This is a genomic window from Candidatus Zixiibacteriota bacterium (assembly GCA_040752595.1).
Taxonomy (GTDB): domain Bacteria; phylum Zixibacteria; class MSB-5A5; order WJJR01; family WJJR01; genus JACQFV01.
In genome coordinates this window covers 1-16749 of the sequence record JBFMGX010000045.1, presented here as the reverse complement: position 1 = coordinate 16749, position 16749 = coordinate 1, and the positions used below count along the sequence as shown (strand labels likewise).

Here is a 16749-nt window from a genome sequence, read left to right as displayed (position 1 = left end):
TTCGCTGGTCGATCACCACCGACTGAATCTCCTCACTCAACAAGCACCCGGAATTCTCCGGGATTCTCGCCCTCAGCCCACGACCGGATTCGAACCGGTGACCTCATCCTTACCAAGGATGTGCTCTACCTCCTGAGCTACATGGGCAGAATGCACAAGCACAAAAGCCAAACTCAGGCACTCACACCCAAAACCACCCTGGCTTTGGGCATGCCTGCCCAAGTTATAGACCCGTATTTTACCTACTATTCTGCCGCAGTCAAGAAAAAAAGGAGCCGGTCACGGTCCGGTGGCCCGACGAGATCGGCGAGGCGATCCCCAGGATGGAACGCTGACGGGCCGGACGTCTTCGCGCCATCTCCCAGGCTTGGGTCCGCCACAGTACCCGGCGACACCCCGAGGGATCTGGCTCGACGTCATAGAACCAGAGGCCGGTGAGACAGAAACGGGCATCCGCTTCCCAGATCGCACCTGGGGACGAAATCCATCTACACGTTGCGGGACAATCGGATAACACAACATGAAACAGCGAGTTGTCGTGGTTGGCTCTCATGTGGAACGGTCCGGTGAGGATCGGGAAGTCGAGGAACCGCTGACCGAGCAGCGCGAAATCGGTGGGGCAAGTCATGGTTTCGTCACGGCAGGATGGCCCGTAACCCCAAGCGGCCTCGATGAATACGGGATGGCCACACGCATCCAAGTCGATCCGAAGCTCAGGAGACTCTATGTATGAATGAAAGGGGCTGTGTGGAATGATATGGTACTCGACATGCCCTTCGCGCGGATCCCAGAACGCTCTACCAGACGCTAACCGCCTGCTATCTAATGTCTTGACGCGCAGTCTCGAACGCGTGGTTACCTGCGGGACGAAGGAATCTCGCCTGAGAGGGGACGGCTCGGAGGACGGGGCCTCGGGTCGGCGGGGCGCTCCAGCAGAAAGTGCGGGCGTGGAAGTCCGAAGCGCCATGAGAGAGCCTACCTTAGCTCGTCCAAGCGACTCTTGGCCGGCTTGGCTTCCAGCGATTTGGGGAACTCGCCGATGACGCGCTCGTAGTACTGGCGCGCCTGACGGGGGTGATTCAGTTCCTCTGAACAGCGCCCCAACTTGTAGAGCGCGGTGGGAACGCGCTCTGATTGCGGGTAATCCTCGATCAACCTCTGGAATTCGACCACCGCAGAATCGTAGTAGCTGACGGTGTCGTTTTGATTCTCCGTCCCACCTCCCAACGAGTACCAGCACTCGCCGATCCAGTAGCGTGAATTGGGCGCATACGCCGAGTTGCCGAAGTACTGGAGGATGTCGCGGAACTGGTCGATGGCGAGTTCGTAGTTGCCCTTGCGAACGTCGAGGAACGCATCCTCATACATCTTACCCGGATCGGCATCCGGCGGCGCCGATGTGACGGCACCTCCGGCCGTGCCGGTGTCCGGCATCGTTGAAGGCGGCGCGTACACGTACGTTGTGGGACGCCGCTCCACCGTCTGCCGGAGCTCATCGATCGTCTCGCGCACCGTGCCGACGTCGCCCCGGAATTCCTCCAGCGTGGTTGCCACCTCCGCGCGCGTCCGTCGCGACTCGGACGTCGAGAGTACCACTAATGAGTCGATATGGATCAAGTCGGCTTCCATGCGCTTGTGGGATGCCTCGAGGTAGTCCAGTTGATCCTGCATCCGACGCATCGCGGCGCGTGACACACAACCGGCGAGCGTGATCGCGCATACGACGACTCCCGCCAGCCGCACCAACCATGCGGCCGCGCTCCTGCTCATCGGGTCCCCTTTCCGTAAGGAAGAGCCCCTTACTTTGACCCTAGCTGGCGCCATCCCTGCGGCCCGTGCGCGTGAGAACTTCAAGAGCAGGGCTCCCGTCCTGTTTCCCCGGCACTCTCTGAGTTGCGGCGCACGTCGCTATTTCTTGACGACGAATTCGCCACGCCGGTTAAGACGCCAGGAATCTTCGTCGTGCCCCAGCGACACCGGCCGCTCTTCACCGTAAGAAATCGTCGAGATCCGCGCCGCATCGATGCCGAGACGGACCAGATAATCCTGCACAGCTTTGGCGCGGCGATCGCCCAGAGCGATATTGTATTCGTCCGTCCCGCGCTCATCGCAGTGCCCCTCGATCACGATGCGCAGGTCACCGTTTGTGCGCAGGATGTCGGCGTCGGCGTCCAGAGTTACCCTGGCGTCTTCACGCAGATTGTACTTGTCGAAATCAAAATACACCGGTTTCAGGCCATAGTTCGCGCCGAGTGACGTGACGTCGCCGCGGTCACCGGCACCGCCCTCACCGGTCCCTTCCTGCGTCCCTGTGCCAGGACCACCGGCCTGCCGGCCTTCCCCGAGTTCCCCTTTGGGTCCGCCACCTCCACATCCGCCGATCACAAGCAGACTCACGGCGAGCATCGCCAGAATCGCAGGCTTCTTCACATTCCCCTCCCTTTTGTCAACCCTATGTGAACCGTCCCAACGACTTCCCACCGCCATATACGATCAAACGCAGGCCCCGTCAATACTAATCGGCCGGAATTCCCCGGCATAAAATGGCTGGGACCCCTGCCTTTTGACACGAGGCCAAAGCGCCACCCTCTGCATGGCTGGGAAACCCTACGCCGGGGGCACACACGGGAATCAGACGGATCTTCAACCCCCCAAGTCGCCGGGATCAGGGCGACCAGGACGGATTCGTGTTGCCTCCGTCCGTCGTGATGCGGCGCACACCGGAGCCGTCGAAATTCATCGTATAGATCTCGTACACCCCGGTTCGGTTGGACGCGAAAACAATGTGCAGACCGTCGGGCGACCAGTGCGGGTTTTCATTGGATCCGACCTCGGTCAATTGCCTCACGTTGGCGCCATCCGGCCGCATGGTGCAGATCTGGAAGACCCCCTCGCCGCGGGACACAAAGGCGATCATGTCGAGCGTCGGCGACCAATCGGGCGAGTCATTGTAGTACCCTTCGCTGGTCAGCCGTTCGACATTGGTCCCGTCCACATCCATGATATAGACCTGCGGCGTCCCCGCCCGGTCGGAGGTGAAGACGATCTTCTTGCCATCCGGAGAAAACGACGGCGATGTATCGATCCCCGGCGCAAAGGTAACCCGTCGCGGCGCCCCCTTGGACGCCCGTTCGCCCACATAGATCTCCGGGTCCCCCTCGGCGGACAGCGAGAGCACATAGGAGTGACCATCGCGGGTCCAGGAACACCCGGTGTTCAGACCGGGGAACGAGGAGAACTTGGAGGCGCGGTCTTTCAACAAATCGTACAACCAGACATCCGGATTCCCGTCGCGAAATGAGGTGTACGAGATCGCTTCGGGACCACACCAGCGGGGCGACAGGACAATGGTCCGGTCGGCGGTCATGCGCATGTCATCGGCCCCGTCGTAATCGCAGACATGCACTTCCTTGAACCCGCCGCTCTCGTGCAGGTAGACCAGGCGCGATTGGAAGATCCCCTCCGCGCGGGCCAACTCGCGATAGACTTCGTCGGCCAGCGCATGGGCTAAGAGCCGGACCGAGGTGTTCCGCGCTCTGAGTTGACGACTGAAGTACTCGCGGTCGGTCGCGACATCCGACAGCGTGTAACGCACCGTCACGTTGTCGCCCTCGAACGCCGCCTCACCTTCAATCAGATAGTCGGCCCCCAGATGGTGCCACCCGCGGCGGTCGATCCGCGTCAACCCCATGATCCGCAGATAGACCGAATCGGGACGGACCGACTCAAACAGGTACGAGTAATCGAGGTCGGCGAAGACGATGTCGGTGATCATTTGGGCCAGCTCGCGATCCGCGACCGTCGCCCCCTCGGGATCGCGCAGTCGAAACTGATCCACGCCGACCCGGAACGGTTCGAACTCGCCGGCGGATTTCACGACCCGGCCGTAGATTTCCGGAATACCGCGTGCCCCGGCATCGACGCTCATCAGGATTGAAGTGACAACGAGCAGGGCACACCCCAGACGACCTCGGTAACGCGGCGGTCGTGCCCGGAGCGGCCGCGCCTCCCTCACCCGATCCGACCTCTGGTCGGATCGATCTGTCTCCCTTACTCCGTTCGGGACCCTGCCGGGGGAAGAGGTTGTTTCCCTGCCTGGTGAACATGGAAAGCTATCCGCGAGTGATCGGCACAACTGATGGTCGCGCAGGCATTCCTGCCTGCGCATGATCATGGGCAGACAGGAATGTCTGCCCCACCAAGACTTCTTCAGGACGCCCCGCAGAGCGGGTCGGCGCAAGTCTATACTCGGGTGAGGGAGTTTGTTCACTGGTATGTCTCTGTCTATGTGCATCATGTGTTCACGGCCTTTTTCAGCGAAGGTCTAGGGGCGGTACTCGAATTCGAGGTGGATGATCTGTTCCTTCTCCTCCCAGGTGGCCGGGAACGGCGGCCAGGCGTGGGTCAGATTCACCGCCCGCAGCGCGGCCCGGTCGAACAGGTCGGATCCCGAGTGTCGTTCCAACTCGACGTCTACGATCTCTCCCGATCGCTTGATCCGGAACTTGACAACGCACTTGCGGGGGATCGGGCCGACCACCGGGTTGCGCCAGTTCGACCGGATGGTCGCGAAGCCGGCCCGGTGGTATGGGTTCACGCCCGCCCCGGTCTCCACTCCCCAAACATCCCCCTCTCCCGTCCCCTCGGTCAGGGTTCCCTTCAAACCAGCCAGCGTATCGGCTTGGGCCAGCGCTGACGGCGGCTTCGTGCGTGTCGAGTCCTGCTTGGCCTTACGGGTCTCTTTGGCTTCGGGCTTCTGGTCCTTGAGCTTCTCGGGAGTCTGATCCTGAGACGGTCTGGTGGCTATTATCTGATCGGAAGCGGCTGGCGGAGGGGGCACCTTTGCGGGAGGGGCCTTCGGCTTCCCGGCGCCAGCGTAGTCCACAAGACCCACTGTAATTACCAGATCGGGGCGGACGGAGCCCATGAATCCATGGAGCGGCGCCAGCATGGCGCCACCGACGAACACCCCGCAGTGGAGCGCCAGCGACCAGACCAGGTATCGCTTCACGCCGGCCTCCTACCCCCATTTGATCTTCGGTCCGGTCTTCTTCTCTTCCTTCACCGGCTGGGTCACCAGTCCCACCTGGTCCAAACCCAGACGTTTCATGGTGCTGAGCACGGCGATCACCTGCCCATATCCCACTGCTTCATCGGCCCGGAGAAACGCCTTTTGTCCCGGTTTGCTTGAGATCACGCGCCGCAGTTCGTCCTCCCACTGGTCCGCCGTACGGTAGACGTCGTTGATGAACACACCGCCCTCTTTGGTGATGGTGACAATGATCCCCTCGGAGGGCTGCTCGGCCGAGGCGATCGTCTCCGGGAGCCGGACGTCGATTCCGCTTTGCAACAGCGGCGCCGTGACCATGAAAATGATCAGCAGCACGAGCACCACGTCGACCAGATTGGTGACGTTGATCTCAGAGAGCGCGTGATAGGTCCGCGGCTTCACGGGCATTCTCGCGGGTCAACTCGGTCAGAATCTCCAGCGCCAGGCCGGACAGCTCATCGTGGATCTGGCGGAGTTTGCGCACGCACCAGTTATAGGCGATCACCGCCGGAATCGCCGCTGCCAGCCCGACCACAGTCGCCATCAGGGCCTCGGCGATCCCCGGCGCCACGACCGCCAACGAGGCCGAGCCGGTGGCGCCGATCCCGACAAAGGCGTCCATGATCCCCCAGCAGGTTCCCAACAGGCCGAGAAACGGCGAAGCGTTCGCCGTCGTGGCCAGGAGAATCGTCCACTCCTCCAGCTTGCCCATTTCCTCCTGCTCCACCCGCTCCAGGGTGTCCGCAATCGCATGCTTCTGCTCCGAGGTGAGATCGAAACCGAATGCGGATCCTGAACCGCCACCCCGATTCTGATCGGTGAACGCCGCGGCCTCGCGGAGACCCGACTCCAGCAGACGCCAGTGGGGCAGGTGACGCAGCATTTCCAAGGCGGTCAGTCGATCGGCCAGCCGCCGACCCCGGCGGAAGAGGGCGCGGAATCGCCGGCTGTCGGCGAGAATGCGCCGATAGAGGCGCCATTTCCAGATGATCACGGCCCAACTGACGATCGACAGGCCGAACAGGATGGTGATGATCAGGAGTGCGAAGAACGTCGACTGGGTCACCAACTCCCAGAAGTTCCCGCCGATCACTGCGGGAGGGATTGCCAACGACGGACTTGGCCAGACATACATGTTCAAACACACTCCTCCGCGCCGCGATTTCGGCAGCGCCTGCCCGCCCCTCAAAACGGGCCGCTGGGGTATATTCCAGCCCGGACCAGATCAGTCAAGGCATTTTCGGCCACGGGCCGGCAGGGATGGCGGGCGCACTTGGGAATGCCATGAGAGCACATCGTTCGGCCATCCGGTACACAGACCCCACTTGACCACGCGGCCACCCATGGTTTCTTACATTCGTGCACGCATCGGGTTCGCGACCGCGAGGTCCCCGACGCGTCGTCAGGAAACCGAAATCGGCCCAAACCGGACGATCGATGCCACCGCCCCGCAAAGCTGATCCTGTCGTCAGCATCCCACCGGCCATTCGCGAGGAAATCGAGGCGTTGCGCCGGGAGTTGCGCTATCACGCGCACCGCTACTATGTCCTCGATTCTCCGGTGATATCCGACATCGAGTATGATCGTCTGTTTGACCGTCTGGTCTCCCTGGAACGGCTCTATCCGCAGGCGATCACACCCGATTCGCCGACGCAGAAGGTCGGGGCCGAGCCGTCTGCCGCCTTCCGGACCGTTCGCCATGCGGTCCCGATGATGTCGCTACAAAAAGTGACGGACGAAACCGAGTTACGCGAGTTCCATGGACGCCTGGTCCGCCTGCTGGCGGGGGTCGAGCCGACGTACGTCATCGAACCCAAGCTCGATGGGTTGGCGGTCGAATTGACATACGAGAAAGGCATCCTGACGGTCGGTTCGACGCGCGGTGACGGGATAAACGGCGAAGATGTCACCGCCAACCTGCGCACGGTGCGGTCGATCCCTCTGACGCTGCTGTCGGAGCCACCGGAACTCATCGATGTGCGCGGCGAGATCATTTTGCGGCGCTCCGACTTCGAGCGGCTGAACCGGGAGCGGCTCGCCCAAGGCGAAGAGGCGATGGCCAATCCGCGCAACGGCGCGGCGGGATCGCTGCGTCAACTGGACCCGAAAGTGACCGCGTCCCGCCCGCTGGTCTTCTATGCCTACGGGATTGGGCGGATTGCCGGCAGAAAAGTGGCGCGCCATTCGGAGGGGCTGGAACTCCTGAGGCAGCTCGGCTTTCGCGTGCATCCTTTGGCCAAGCCCTGCGGCGGCTCGGCGGAGGTTGTCCGAGCGCATCAGGAGATTGGCCGTCAACGTGATGCCTTGGACGAAGACACCGATGGCACGGTGATCAAGGTGGATGAACTGGCGCTGCAGGAGAAACTCGGGGCTGTCTCCCATCATCCGCGTTGGGCAGTGGCCTGGAAATTCCCCCCTCAGGAAGAGACGACGATTGTGGAGGATATCATCGTGCAGGTGGGGCGCACCGGGATCATCAGCCCGGTGGCGGCGCTCAAGCCGGTTCGGGTCGGCGGGGTCGAGGTCCGCCGGGCCACCCTCCATAATGAGGATGAGATTGCCCGCAAAGACATCCGGGTCGGGGACCGCGTCATCGTCCGCCGTGCCGGTGATGTCATCCCGGAAGTTGTCAAGGTCGTCCCCGGCGGCAAAGAACCGCGCTCCACGCCCTTCGCATTCCCCAAACACTGCCCGGCCTGCCAGGCCCCGACGATCCGCGATCCCGATTCCGCCTTCCACCGCTGCACCAATCCCTCATGCCCCGCGCAGATCAAGGAGCGGCTGGCGCACTTCATCTCCAAAGGGGGCGTCGACATTGAGGGGATGGGATACCGTTACATCGAGCAGTTGGTCGACAAGGGGATCGTCCAAGACATGGCCGACATCTACTTCCTCGACCGAGAGAAGCTGGCGCGGATGGACCGGATGGGACCGAAGCTGGCCGAGAATCTGCTGAATGCGATCGACCGCGCACGACGCCCCGACCTTCCCCATTTGATCGCCGCCCTCGGAATCGATGGCGTCGGGGAGCATGTTTCGACCGTGGTCGCCCGAGCCTTCGGGTCGATCGACCGTCTGGCCGTTGCCGGTGTCGACGAGCTCCAAGAGGTGCACGAGATCGGGCCCATCGTCGCCGGGTCGATCCACCAGTTTTTCGCCTTGCCCCAGACCAAGAAGCTCCTGAGAAAACTCCGCGACGGCGGGGTCGTCTTCCCCACAATGTCCGCAGCACCAAAGGGACCACAGCCATTCGCCGGGCAAACCTTCGTTCTCACCGGCACACTGTCTTCCCTGACACGCGACGAAGCCAAGGCGAAGATCGAGTCGCTCGGCGGTCATGTCGCCGGGTCGGTGTCAAAGAAGACGACGGCGGTGATCGCCGGCGCTGACCCCGGCTCGAAGCTGGACAGGGCTCAGAACCTCGGTGTGCCGATCTGGAATGAAGACGAATTCCTCCGGCAAGTGACGTAGTGCTGCCGCACAGGGAACCGTCTACTTGGTTTGAGATGGGCGGCCCGTCGGCAACAGGGCTGCTCCGATACCCTCCAAACGATTCCACTGAGCAGCCGATTTGCACTTGACAGGGAACTAATCTACACGAAATTCGTTGTTTGTGATGGCGGTATCTTAGTCGAGACCGACCATCGGGGGGTGTCGGTCGCACAGGACCGCAACAGACGCTTCTCGCCAGACCTCGCAACGGCGGAACCCCACAAGCGTCGACGCCCCGAGCAATCTCGCGTCGGATAATTGCCGGCTTACCATTGCCCGATCGGAGGTGACGGGCTGTCGTGAGCTACAGACGATCCCAAGCAATCGCATCAAGAGTCGTTGGACGGCGCTCTGCGCAGCATGAAACGGTATGCGGCGGAGCTGTGTCCGCTTCCCGTCCCCGGGGTGGTGGGTGGATGCCGATAGTGCGTCCTGCATCCTGTTTGCGTTCGGGGGGTTATCGTTTGGCTGATTCGGTCGATATAGGAAGTTGTCAATAGGCATTGACGCGAAACCAAGGAGGGACCCTTGCGCTACTCAATCAAAACCCAATGGGTTGTTCCTCTCGCGGTCCTGATCGCGGTCACCGCCGCGTGGGCCGGCACGACCGGAAAGCTCTCCGGCGTGGTAACAGACCAAAGCACCGGGCAACCAATCCCGGGGGCTGCCGTCTCGGTCGAGGGGACACAGTGGGGGGCACTGACCGACCAGGACGGGCGATTCGTCCTGCTGAACATCCCGGTGGGGTACTACACTCTCAAGGCCTCCATCGTGGGCTACACGCCCATGGAAGTGAAGAACATCGCGGTCTCCGTCGACCTGACCACGACCCAAGACTTCCAATTGTCGACGCAGGCCGTGGAGATGGGAGCGGTTACGGTGACCGCCGAGCGGCCGCTGGTCAAGCAGGACCAGACATCGACGCTGCGCATCGTGACCACCGACGACGTGCAGAACCTGCCGACACGCGGCTATCAGGACATTGTCGGTCTGCAGACCGGGGCGGTGCGGTACAACGACAACACGGCGGCCCGTCAGCGCGGCGCCCGTGAGAACTCGACGACCGGCGTGCTGAACCTGCGCGGCGGACGCGCCTCCGAGGTCGCCTATTACGTCGACGGCTTCTCCCAGCAGGACCCGCTGACGGGATTGTCGACGACCCAGATCAACAACAACTCGATCGAAGAGGTCTCGGTCGTCTCCGGCGGCTTCAATGCCGAGTATGGGCTGATCATGTCGGGAGCGGTCAACGTCACGACCAAAGAGGGTGAGGCCGCCTACCATGGGACGGTGGAGGCGATCACCGACAACTTCCACGGCGAGAAGTACGACTACAACGTCTACTCCGCCGTCCTGAACGGACCTGTCCTCAAGGGCTCGGACAAGCTGACCTTCTACGCCGCCGGTGAACGGCGCTGGGCCGGGGACCGCAATCCCCATTCCCGCGCCGGCGGTATTCTCCCCAACGACTTCTCCGGTCTGTGGAACTGGCAGGGGAAACTGAACTGGCGCCCGTCGGGGAACATCGTGGCCCGCCTGGGTTCCATTGGCTCCCAGGAAAACTGGCGCGAGTACCGGCGCGACTACAACTTCGACATCGACCACACGCCGCGCTACGAGGACAAGAACTACTCGCTGTGGGGGGAAATGACCCACACGCTGAATCCGAAGACCTTCTATACGGCGTCCCTCAGTTGGTTCTCCACCGCCCGCAAGCGGGGGGACGGCGTCTATTTTGACAACATCTGGGGATACGGGCGCCCGAATGTGAACCCGCAGTTCGACGACACGCGGCTGTTCTACTCCTGGGACGACTATGAACTGGTCCCCGACAGCATCAACCAACCGCGGCCGCTGTTCCCAGACCCTGAGGATGCCACCAAGAGTCTGTATCCCGACAGTCTGGTCGGGAGTGTCGTATTCGACACGACCCTGGATGTGTTCATGGGAATGCGCGACATCACGGGTGACGGCGTACCAGACTCCGTCTTTGAGGAGCACACCTTCATGTGGCGGGGTGATGAAGGACGCGTCTGGCGCAATTACCTGCAGCGCTATTCCTCATATATAGGCGGGGATTTCGATTTCGTCAGCCAGGTGCACCCGAACCACGAGGTGAAGTTCGGGGCCGAGTTCCAGCGCCACACGTTGCGCCGCTACCAGCATCTGTGGCCGACGAACATCTATCAGGGAGAGCCCAAGGGGTTCCAAGACATCGACTTCTTCGGCTATGATGTGGCCGCCAATGAGGTCGACGACGGCGGCCCCAATGGCGTCAAGCACCCGGTCAACCTGGCCGGGTATCTGCAGGACAAATTCGAATGGGAGGGACTGGTCGTCAACGCCGGCCTTCGGTTCGATTACTTCGATTATCGGACGGAGCGTCTGCTGGACCCCGAAAACCCGCTGGACCCGTTCGGGCGCGATGCCGAAGCCTCCAAGGATCCGACGCGCCCCAAGAGCGAGCGCGACAGTCTGGCGCTGGAGGCGGGACGCCTGACCGAGAGTGACCTGACGGAATCCGAGTCCGTGTCACGGGTGTCGCCCCGGCTGGGGGTTGCCTTCCCGGTGGCCGACGGGTCGGTGTTCCACTTCTCCTATGGGAAATTCTTCCAAAGGCCCGATCTGCAGAACCTGTATGTGAACTACGACTATCTGGAGTTCAAGATCAAGAGCGGCGGGTACTACTTCGCCTTCGGCAATCCCAACCTCGAGCCGGAGGAGACAACCGCCTATGAGGCCGGCTGGCGCAAACGGGTGTCGGACTTCGCCGCCGTCGACGTCACCGCGTTCTTCAAAGACATCAAGAACCTGACGGAAGTTGTCACGCAGCCGGCCGCGCCCAACAGCTTCTCGACGTTCCGGAACCGCGACTACGGCACCGTCAAGGGAATCGAGATTCAGCTCGATATGCGGCGCAACCACGGCATCTCGACGCAACTGAACTATACGCTGCAATATGCCAACGGCACGGGCTCATTCGCCAACACCCAGTCGAACATCGCCTGGGTCAACTCCGAGCCCCCCAAGCACACCAGCGCGCTGGAATTCGACCAACGCCACAAGTTGACCGGGATTTTGGACATCCGGGCCGGCGCCAAAGAGGGACCGCGGCTCGGAGAAACCTACCCCCTGGAGCGCACCGGTGTCAACTTTGTGTTCACCGCAGGGAGCGGTTTCCCCTACTCGCCGGCCGAGGTGTACAACGAAGTCTCGCTGGCGAATCTCTCGACGAATCCCGCCGGGCCGATCAACTCGCGTCGCACCCCGTGGACATATCGTCTCGACCTGAAGGCCAACCGCGAGATTCCGCTCGGGCGTCTGACTCTGGACGTGTACCTCTGGGTTATCAACGTCTTTGATCGGGAAAACGTCGTCGACGTGTACGAAGGAACCGGTCTTGCGGATCAGACCGGGTGGCTGGAGACTCCGGAGGGGCAGTCGTTCGCGACGAATCCGGACCTGTCCGTGCCGCATGATCAATCGGGCCTGACGGCCACGGAGAAGTATGAACTACGACAAAACGATCCGCTGAATTTCGACACACCGCGCCAGATTCGCTTCGGCGTGCGGTGGACATTCTGAGGCGGCGTCACAGGGAAGAGAGCGCACGGTCAGGATCCGCGCAGGGCGGATCGGTGCAAGGAGGTCATGGATGAAACGCCACAGATGGCTGGTCGCAGCGTTGCTGATGCCGGCCGCGGCATTGCTGCTGATCGCGGCCGGGCCGCGTCCGTCGCCGCGATCCGCCGGCATTGCCGTTATCGACAACACCACGTACTTCGACGCGAACTCGCTGCTCATGTTCGTCACCAATACCGGGTCGTTTGCCTACGACAAGTCGAGCTTTCTGGGAAAGAACGACGGCCTGTATTTCCCCAAAGGGACCAACAAGTCGGTGATCTTCGCCGCCGGTATATGGCTGGGAGCGAAGGTCAACGGCAAGGTGCGCACGTCCACGGCCGAGTACGCCAACGACTTTGTACCCGGACCGATGGTGGACGGTGCCGCCCAGCCCGATCAGGGCGGGTTTCACGTCTATAAGATCAAGCAGGGGGACACCCGGGAAACAAGCATCGACTATAGTGACTGGCCCTTCGACGACGGCGCCCCGGCGCTGAAGAACGCGTCGGGCGGCGATTCGCTTGACGCCGAGGGGAACCGCATCCCGAGCCTCGTCGGTGACCAGTCACTCTGGGCGGTCTACAACGACGCAGACCCTGCCGGGCGCTTGAGCGATCCCGGAAGCGGCTCCGAGGGTCCCATGGGCATCGAAGTCCAGAACTATGTCTGGGGATATGCCCGTCAGGGAGCGCTCGGACAAACGATCTTCATGCGCTACACGCTCATCAACAAAGGGAGCAACCGGCTCGACAGCGCCTTTGTCTCTCTGTGGGCCGATCCCGATCTGGGCGACGCCAGTGATGACCTGGTCGGCTGCGACTCGCTGCTCGGCCTGGGGTACTGCTACAACTCGGGAGACGACGCGACATATGGTGCGGCCGCGCCGGCGGTCGGGTTCGACTTCTTCCAAGGCCCGATCGTTGCCTCGGCGGGCGATTCCGCCTGGATCTCCAGCAAGGGGCGGTACATCCAGGGGTATCGCAATCTGCCGATGACCTCATTCAATAAGTACATCAATGCCACCGACCCGTCGAATAACATCGAGACATACAACTACATGCTGGGGCTGGACAAAGATGGCAATGTGCAGATCAGCCCCGAGACGGGCGAACCGACCACCTACATGATGTCCGGTGACCCGGTGGCCGGAACCGGATGGCTGGATTCCGACCCCGCCGACCGTCGCTGGATGATGACCTCCGGGCCGTTCACCATGGAGCCGGGCGACACTCAGGAAGTCGTCGCCGCCGTCATCGTCGGACAGGGGGCCGATCGCCTCAGCTCCATAACGGAGTTGAAGCGGCTGGACGCGACGGCGCAGTCGGTGTTCGATGTCAACTTCAACATCCCCGGACCGCCGCCGGCGCCGACGGTGTGGCAGATTCCCAACGACGGCGCTGTGCAACTCCTGTGGGGTCCGGAGGCCGATGGCAATGTGCAATACGGATACGGTCCCCCCGATTCTACGGGTCAACCGACGATCCTCCAGACATTTGTGATGGAGGGGTTCAATATCTACCAAGGGGCGTCCAGCTCCGGCCCGTGGACCAAGATCGCGACCTTTGACGTCAAGAACGACGTCGAGCGCATCTACATGGACCTCGACAATCCCAGCGGCAAGGAGCGGGTCGTCGTGCAATGGGGCAAGAACACCGACCTGAAACACGAGCTCTGGGTCACGCAGGACCGCATCCGTGGCGGGACACTGGTGAACAACCGACCTTACTATTTCGCGGTCACGACCTACAACTACGATGATCAGAACAAGACCGACTTTGCGATCGGTCCGAATACGTTCGGGATCATCGCCGAGTCGTTCGAGAATCTCCCCTCCAGTCCGCCCGATGGCGTGACGCCGCGGTCGATGACCGGGGTACTGGCGGACACGATTCCCGGCAGCGACACCGTGCGGCACATCGCCGGCGGATCGGATGGGATCGTGCTCATTGACTACTACGATCAGGGCGCGATCACGGGCGCAACGTATCGCGTCAACTTCAATCCCGACATCACCTGGAACCTGATCCGTCGGCAGACACCCCATGACACAGTGCTGCTGGCAAACCAAGCCCCCGGGATTGCCAGCCAGGGTGCCGACGGCATGGTCCTGCGGGTGGTCAATCCCCCCGAGGGCGTCAAGACCGGCGATGACGGTGATCCGGACGCCGGTTGGAGCATCCCCGCTGGCACGCGTCGCTGGACATGGGCCGGGGGAGCGGGTGATTTCGAGTTCGAGGGATTCCATGGAGCGATCGGGTGGATGTCACCCTGCTACCTGTTCGGATACTGTGAGGAGCCGGGCGTGCCCGCGTATGGGATCCACAATGTGCTCCTGAAGTTCGCCCAAGTGGACGAGAACGGCAACTACGATCCCAGCGATCCCAACGTCTCGTATGGCTACCGGTACCTGCGTGGGGCCTCGTCGCCGCCGGCGCGCCCCGAGTTCGAGCCCTACATCAAGAACACGGGCGAGACCTACGACTACCAGGACTTCACGACGAGCGTGCCGTTGTCGGCCTGGGACATCGATGTCGATCCCCCACGACGGCTGGCGGTCGGCTTCATGGAGAACAATGCCGATGGCGGAATGGTCGACGGCAAGTACTGGCCACCCGACTACAGCGCTGCCAGCAACACGAGCGGCAGCGGCCCGCGCGAGTGGCTGTGGATCTTCCTGGCGGACTACAGCGAGACGCCCGTGGCGGACTACCAGATTAACGCCCTGTTGAATCCGCTGCCGGTGATGTATTTCCTCACGGTGGCCCGCCGGGGCAGTGTCCCCTATTCGCCGGGGGGAACGGGCGAGGACCAATTCGAGATTCTCGCCAATCACGTCATCTCGCCGAACGACGTCTATGAGTTCACGACATCAAAGCCCGGCACGGTCGAGGGCACGGTCATTGCCAACGCGGTGGACGCGGTCCACGCGGTCCCGAACCCCTACTACAACGTCACCGCGCTGGAGGTAGACCAGTTCAACCGCGTGCTCAAGTTTGTGAACGTGCCGGCGGCAAAGACAACGATCCGCATCTTCAACCTTGCCGGCGACCTGGTACGGACGCTGGTGAAGGACGATCCGGGGAGTGCGGAGATCGTCTGGGATGTGCTGACCGAGACCGGCCTGCCGGTCGCCTCGGGGCTCTACATCTATCACGTCGAGGCGGAGGGACTTGGCACCAAGATCGGCAAGGTGGCGGTCTTCACCGAGGTGGAGCAGCTCAACACCTACTAACCGGATTCGTTGCCGGGTCCCGCACCGCGGGACCAAGTGAGATGGAGGCAGAAGATGCGATATCGTGAATGGGCGATGGCCGGGGCGGTGGTGCTCCTCATCGTGGGAAGTGCCGTGGCCGGCAGCGACCTGAAGATCGGTTCGGCCGGAGGGCAGGAGTTGCGCATCCCGGTCGGATCACGTGGCACCGCCATGGGGGGATCCTCGGTGGCGTACGCCACCGGAATTGACGCCTTGTTCTGGAATCCCGCCGGCGCCGCGACCGTGCAGGGGACCGACCTGATGTTGTCGCGGCGGAAGTACATCGCCGACATCGACGTGGACTACGTCGCCGCGGCCCGTCGTCTGGGCGACGCCGGCGTGCTGGCCCTGACCGCCAAGATCCTCTCAATGAATGACGAGCTCGTCACCACGGTGGACGCCCCCGACGGCACGGGAGAGATGTTCTCGTCGTCGTTCTCGGTCATCGGGCTGTCCTATGCACGCACGCTGACCGACCGCGTTTCCCTCGGGATCAGCGGCAATCTCGTTTACGAGAAGATCGCCGAACAGACGGCCACCGGGGCGGCGTTCGACATCGGGTTCCGCTATGATCCGGGGTGGAACAACCTGACCTTCGGCGCCGTGATCAAGAATCTGGGGCCGGACATGCGCTTCGATGGTCCGGGGTTTGACGAGAATACGCAGGTCGGCGACGACCCGAACTCGCTGCCGCATACGACGCGCACGCAACCCGCCAGCTTCGAAATTCCGTCATATGTGCAGCTCGGAGCGGCGTACAAGTTCGTCGCCGGCAACCGCTCGGAGTGCAATGTGACCGGCGCATTCCAGTCCAACAACTTCGCCCAGGACGAATACAAGGTCGGCGCCGAGTACGGCTACGACCACAAGTTCTTCCTGCGCGGCGGGTACACCGCCGCCGATCAGAAGGACTACATCTACGGCCTGACGCTGGGCGGCGGCGCCGCGCTGACGCTGGGTGAGACGACACTGTACTTCGATTATGCCTGGTCGCAGAGCGAGTTCTTCGACGACAACCACTACTTCACGTTCCAAATCGGGTTCTGAAAACCGACAACTTGGATCAGGCGGCCCCGGGAATCGCTCCCGGGGCCGTTTTTCTTGTGGACAGAAAGCCGGGCAATCGCAAGGATGGTCTACGGGCGGGCGTGTGCCGTCGCGAGGGGGACGGACACGACCGAGCCCACCGGCAAACAAGGGGCTTAAGCCCCTTGTCCTCAGGCGGAAAGCCAAGACGTCGTTGTTCGGAGTGTCCGCACGACCGATGAGGCTACACACGCATACCATCATTGCTGTCTCTGCCCTGATCGTGGCGCCGGTCTCTGCGTGG

General features: G+C 62.3%; 11 protein-coding genes and 1 tRNA gene. 5 read left to right on the top strand and 7 right to left on the bottom strand.

Annotated elements, in window-relative coordinates; all coding sequences use genetic code 11:
* Positions 1 to 74: 74 nt before the first annotated feature.
* Positions 75 to 147: transfer RNA gene (locus tag AB1792_10530), tRNA-Thr, on the bottom strand.
* Between the two features lie 373 nt (positions 148 to 520).
* Between AB1792_10530 and AB1792_10525 the strand changes: the two genes are divergently transcribed.
* Complete coding sequence (locus AB1792_10525; GenBank protein MEW5702651.1) at positions 521 to 733, top strand: hypothetical protein; 213 nt, start codon at positions 521 to 523, stop codon at positions 731 to 733.
* 242 nt (positions 734 to 975) lie between these two features.
* On the opposite strand, the gene ybgF is transcribed toward AB1792_10525, so the two are convergent.
* From ybgF to AB1792_10495, 6 genes are all read right to left on the bottom strand, one after another.
* Positions 976 to 1770 carry a tol-pal system protein YbgF gene (gene ybgF, locus AB1792_10520; protein ID MEW5702650.1) on the bottom strand — a complete coding sequence of 265 codons (795 nt, stop codon included), beginning with the start codon at positions 1768 to 1770 and terminating at the stop codon, positions 976 to 978.
* Positions 1771 to 1908: 138 nt separating this feature from the next.
* Positions 1909 to 2430, bottom strand: coding sequence for a peptidoglycan-associated lipoprotein Pal (gene pal / locus AB1792_10515; GenBank protein ID MEW5702649.1), 522 nt, complete (start codon positions 2428 to 2430; stop codon positions 1909 to 1911).
* Between the two features lie 235 nt (positions 2431 to 2665).
* On the bottom strand, positions 2666 to 3928 hold the full coding sequence (locus AB1792_10510) for a Tol-Pal system beta propeller repeat protein TolB (GenBank protein MEW5702648.1): 1263 nt from the start codon (positions 3926 to 3928) through the stop codon (positions 2666 to 2668).
* Positions 3929 to 4324: 396 nt separating this feature from the next.
* Positions 4325 to 5011 carry a TonB family protein gene (locus AB1792_10505; GenBank protein ID MEW5702647.1) on the bottom strand — a complete coding sequence of 229 codons (687 nt, stop codon included), beginning with the start codon at positions 5009 to 5011 and terminating at the stop codon, positions 4325 to 4327.
* Between the two features lie 9 nt (positions 5012 to 5020).
* The gene (locus AB1792_10500; protein MEW5702646.1) at positions 5021 to 5452 is read right to left on the bottom strand and encodes a biopolymer transporter ExbD; all 432 of its coding nucleotides are present in this window, start codon (positions 5450 to 5452) and stop codon (positions 5021 to 5023) included.
* Positions 5421 to 6185 (bottom strand): MotA/TolQ/ExbB proton channel family protein, encoded by a 765-nt coding sequence (locus tag AB1792_10495; protein ID MEW5702645.1) that lies wholly within the window; start codon positions 6183 to 6185, stop codon positions 5421 to 5423. Before AB1792_10495 ends, AB1792_10500 begins: the two co-directional genes overlap by 32 nt.
* Before the next feature lie 302 nt (positions 6186 to 6487).
* Here AB1792_10495 and ligA point away from each other — a divergent pair, with 302 nt between their 5' ends.
* The 4 genes from ligA (at position 6488) to AB1792_10475 (ending at position 16466) form a co-directional block, all read left to right on the top strand.
* Positions 6488 to 8521, top strand: a complete 2034-nt coding sequence (gene ligA, locus AB1792_10490) for an NAD-dependent DNA ligase LigA (GenBank protein MEW5702644.1) — start codon at positions 6488 to 6490, stop codon at positions 8519 to 8521.
* A 549-nt stretch (positions 8522 to 9070) separates the two neighbouring features.
* On the top strand, positions 9071 to 12127 hold the full coding sequence (locus tag AB1792_10485; protein ID MEW5702643.1) for a TonB-dependent receptor: 3057 nt from the start codon (positions 9071 to 9073) through the stop codon (positions 12125 to 12127).
* A gap of 70 nt (positions 12128 to 12197) precedes the next feature.
* Positions 12198 to 15398 (top strand): hypothetical protein, encoded by a 3201-nt coding sequence (locus AB1792_10480; GenBank protein MEW5702642.1) that lies wholly within the window; start codon positions 12198 to 12200, stop codon positions 15396 to 15398.
* A gap of 54 nt (positions 15399 to 15452) precedes the next feature.
* Positions 15453 to 16466 (top strand): PorV/PorQ family protein, encoded by a 1014-nt coding sequence (locus tag AB1792_10475; GenBank protein ID MEW5702641.1) that lies wholly within the window; start codon positions 15453 to 15455, stop codon positions 16464 to 16466.
* Positions 16467 to 16749: the final 283 nt, after the last annotated feature.

Excerpts from the sequence above, each read along its gene's own strand:
- AB1792_10525 (MEW5702651.1), top strand. The coding sequence starts at position 521 with ATGAAACAGCGAGTTGTCGTGGTTGGCTCTCATGTGGAACGGTCCGGT.
- ybgF (MEW5702650.1), bottom strand. The coding sequence starts at position 1,770 with ATGAGCAGGAGCGCGGCCGCATGGTTGGTGCGGCTGGCGGGAGTCGTC.
- AB1792_10510 (MEW5702648.1), bottom strand. The coding sequence starts at position 3,928 with ATGAGCGTCGATGCCGGGGCACGCGGTATTCCGGAAATCTACGGCCGG.
- AB1792_10495 (MEW5702645.1), bottom strand. The coding sequence starts at position 6,185 with ATGTATGTCTGGCCAAGTCCGTCGTTGGCAATCCCTCCCGCAGTGATC.
- ligA (MEW5702644.1), top strand. The coding sequence starts at position 6,488 with ATGCCACCGCCCCGCAAAGCTGATCCTGTCGTCAGCATCCCACCGGCC.
- AB1792_10480 (MEW5702642.1), top strand. The coding sequence starts at position 12,198 with ATGAAACGCCACAGATGGCTGGTCGCAGCGTTGCTGATGCCGGCCGCG.
- AB1792_10475 (MEW5702641.1), top strand. The coding sequence starts at position 15,453 with ATGCGATATCGTGAATGGGCGATGGCCGGGGCGGTGGTGCTCCTCATC.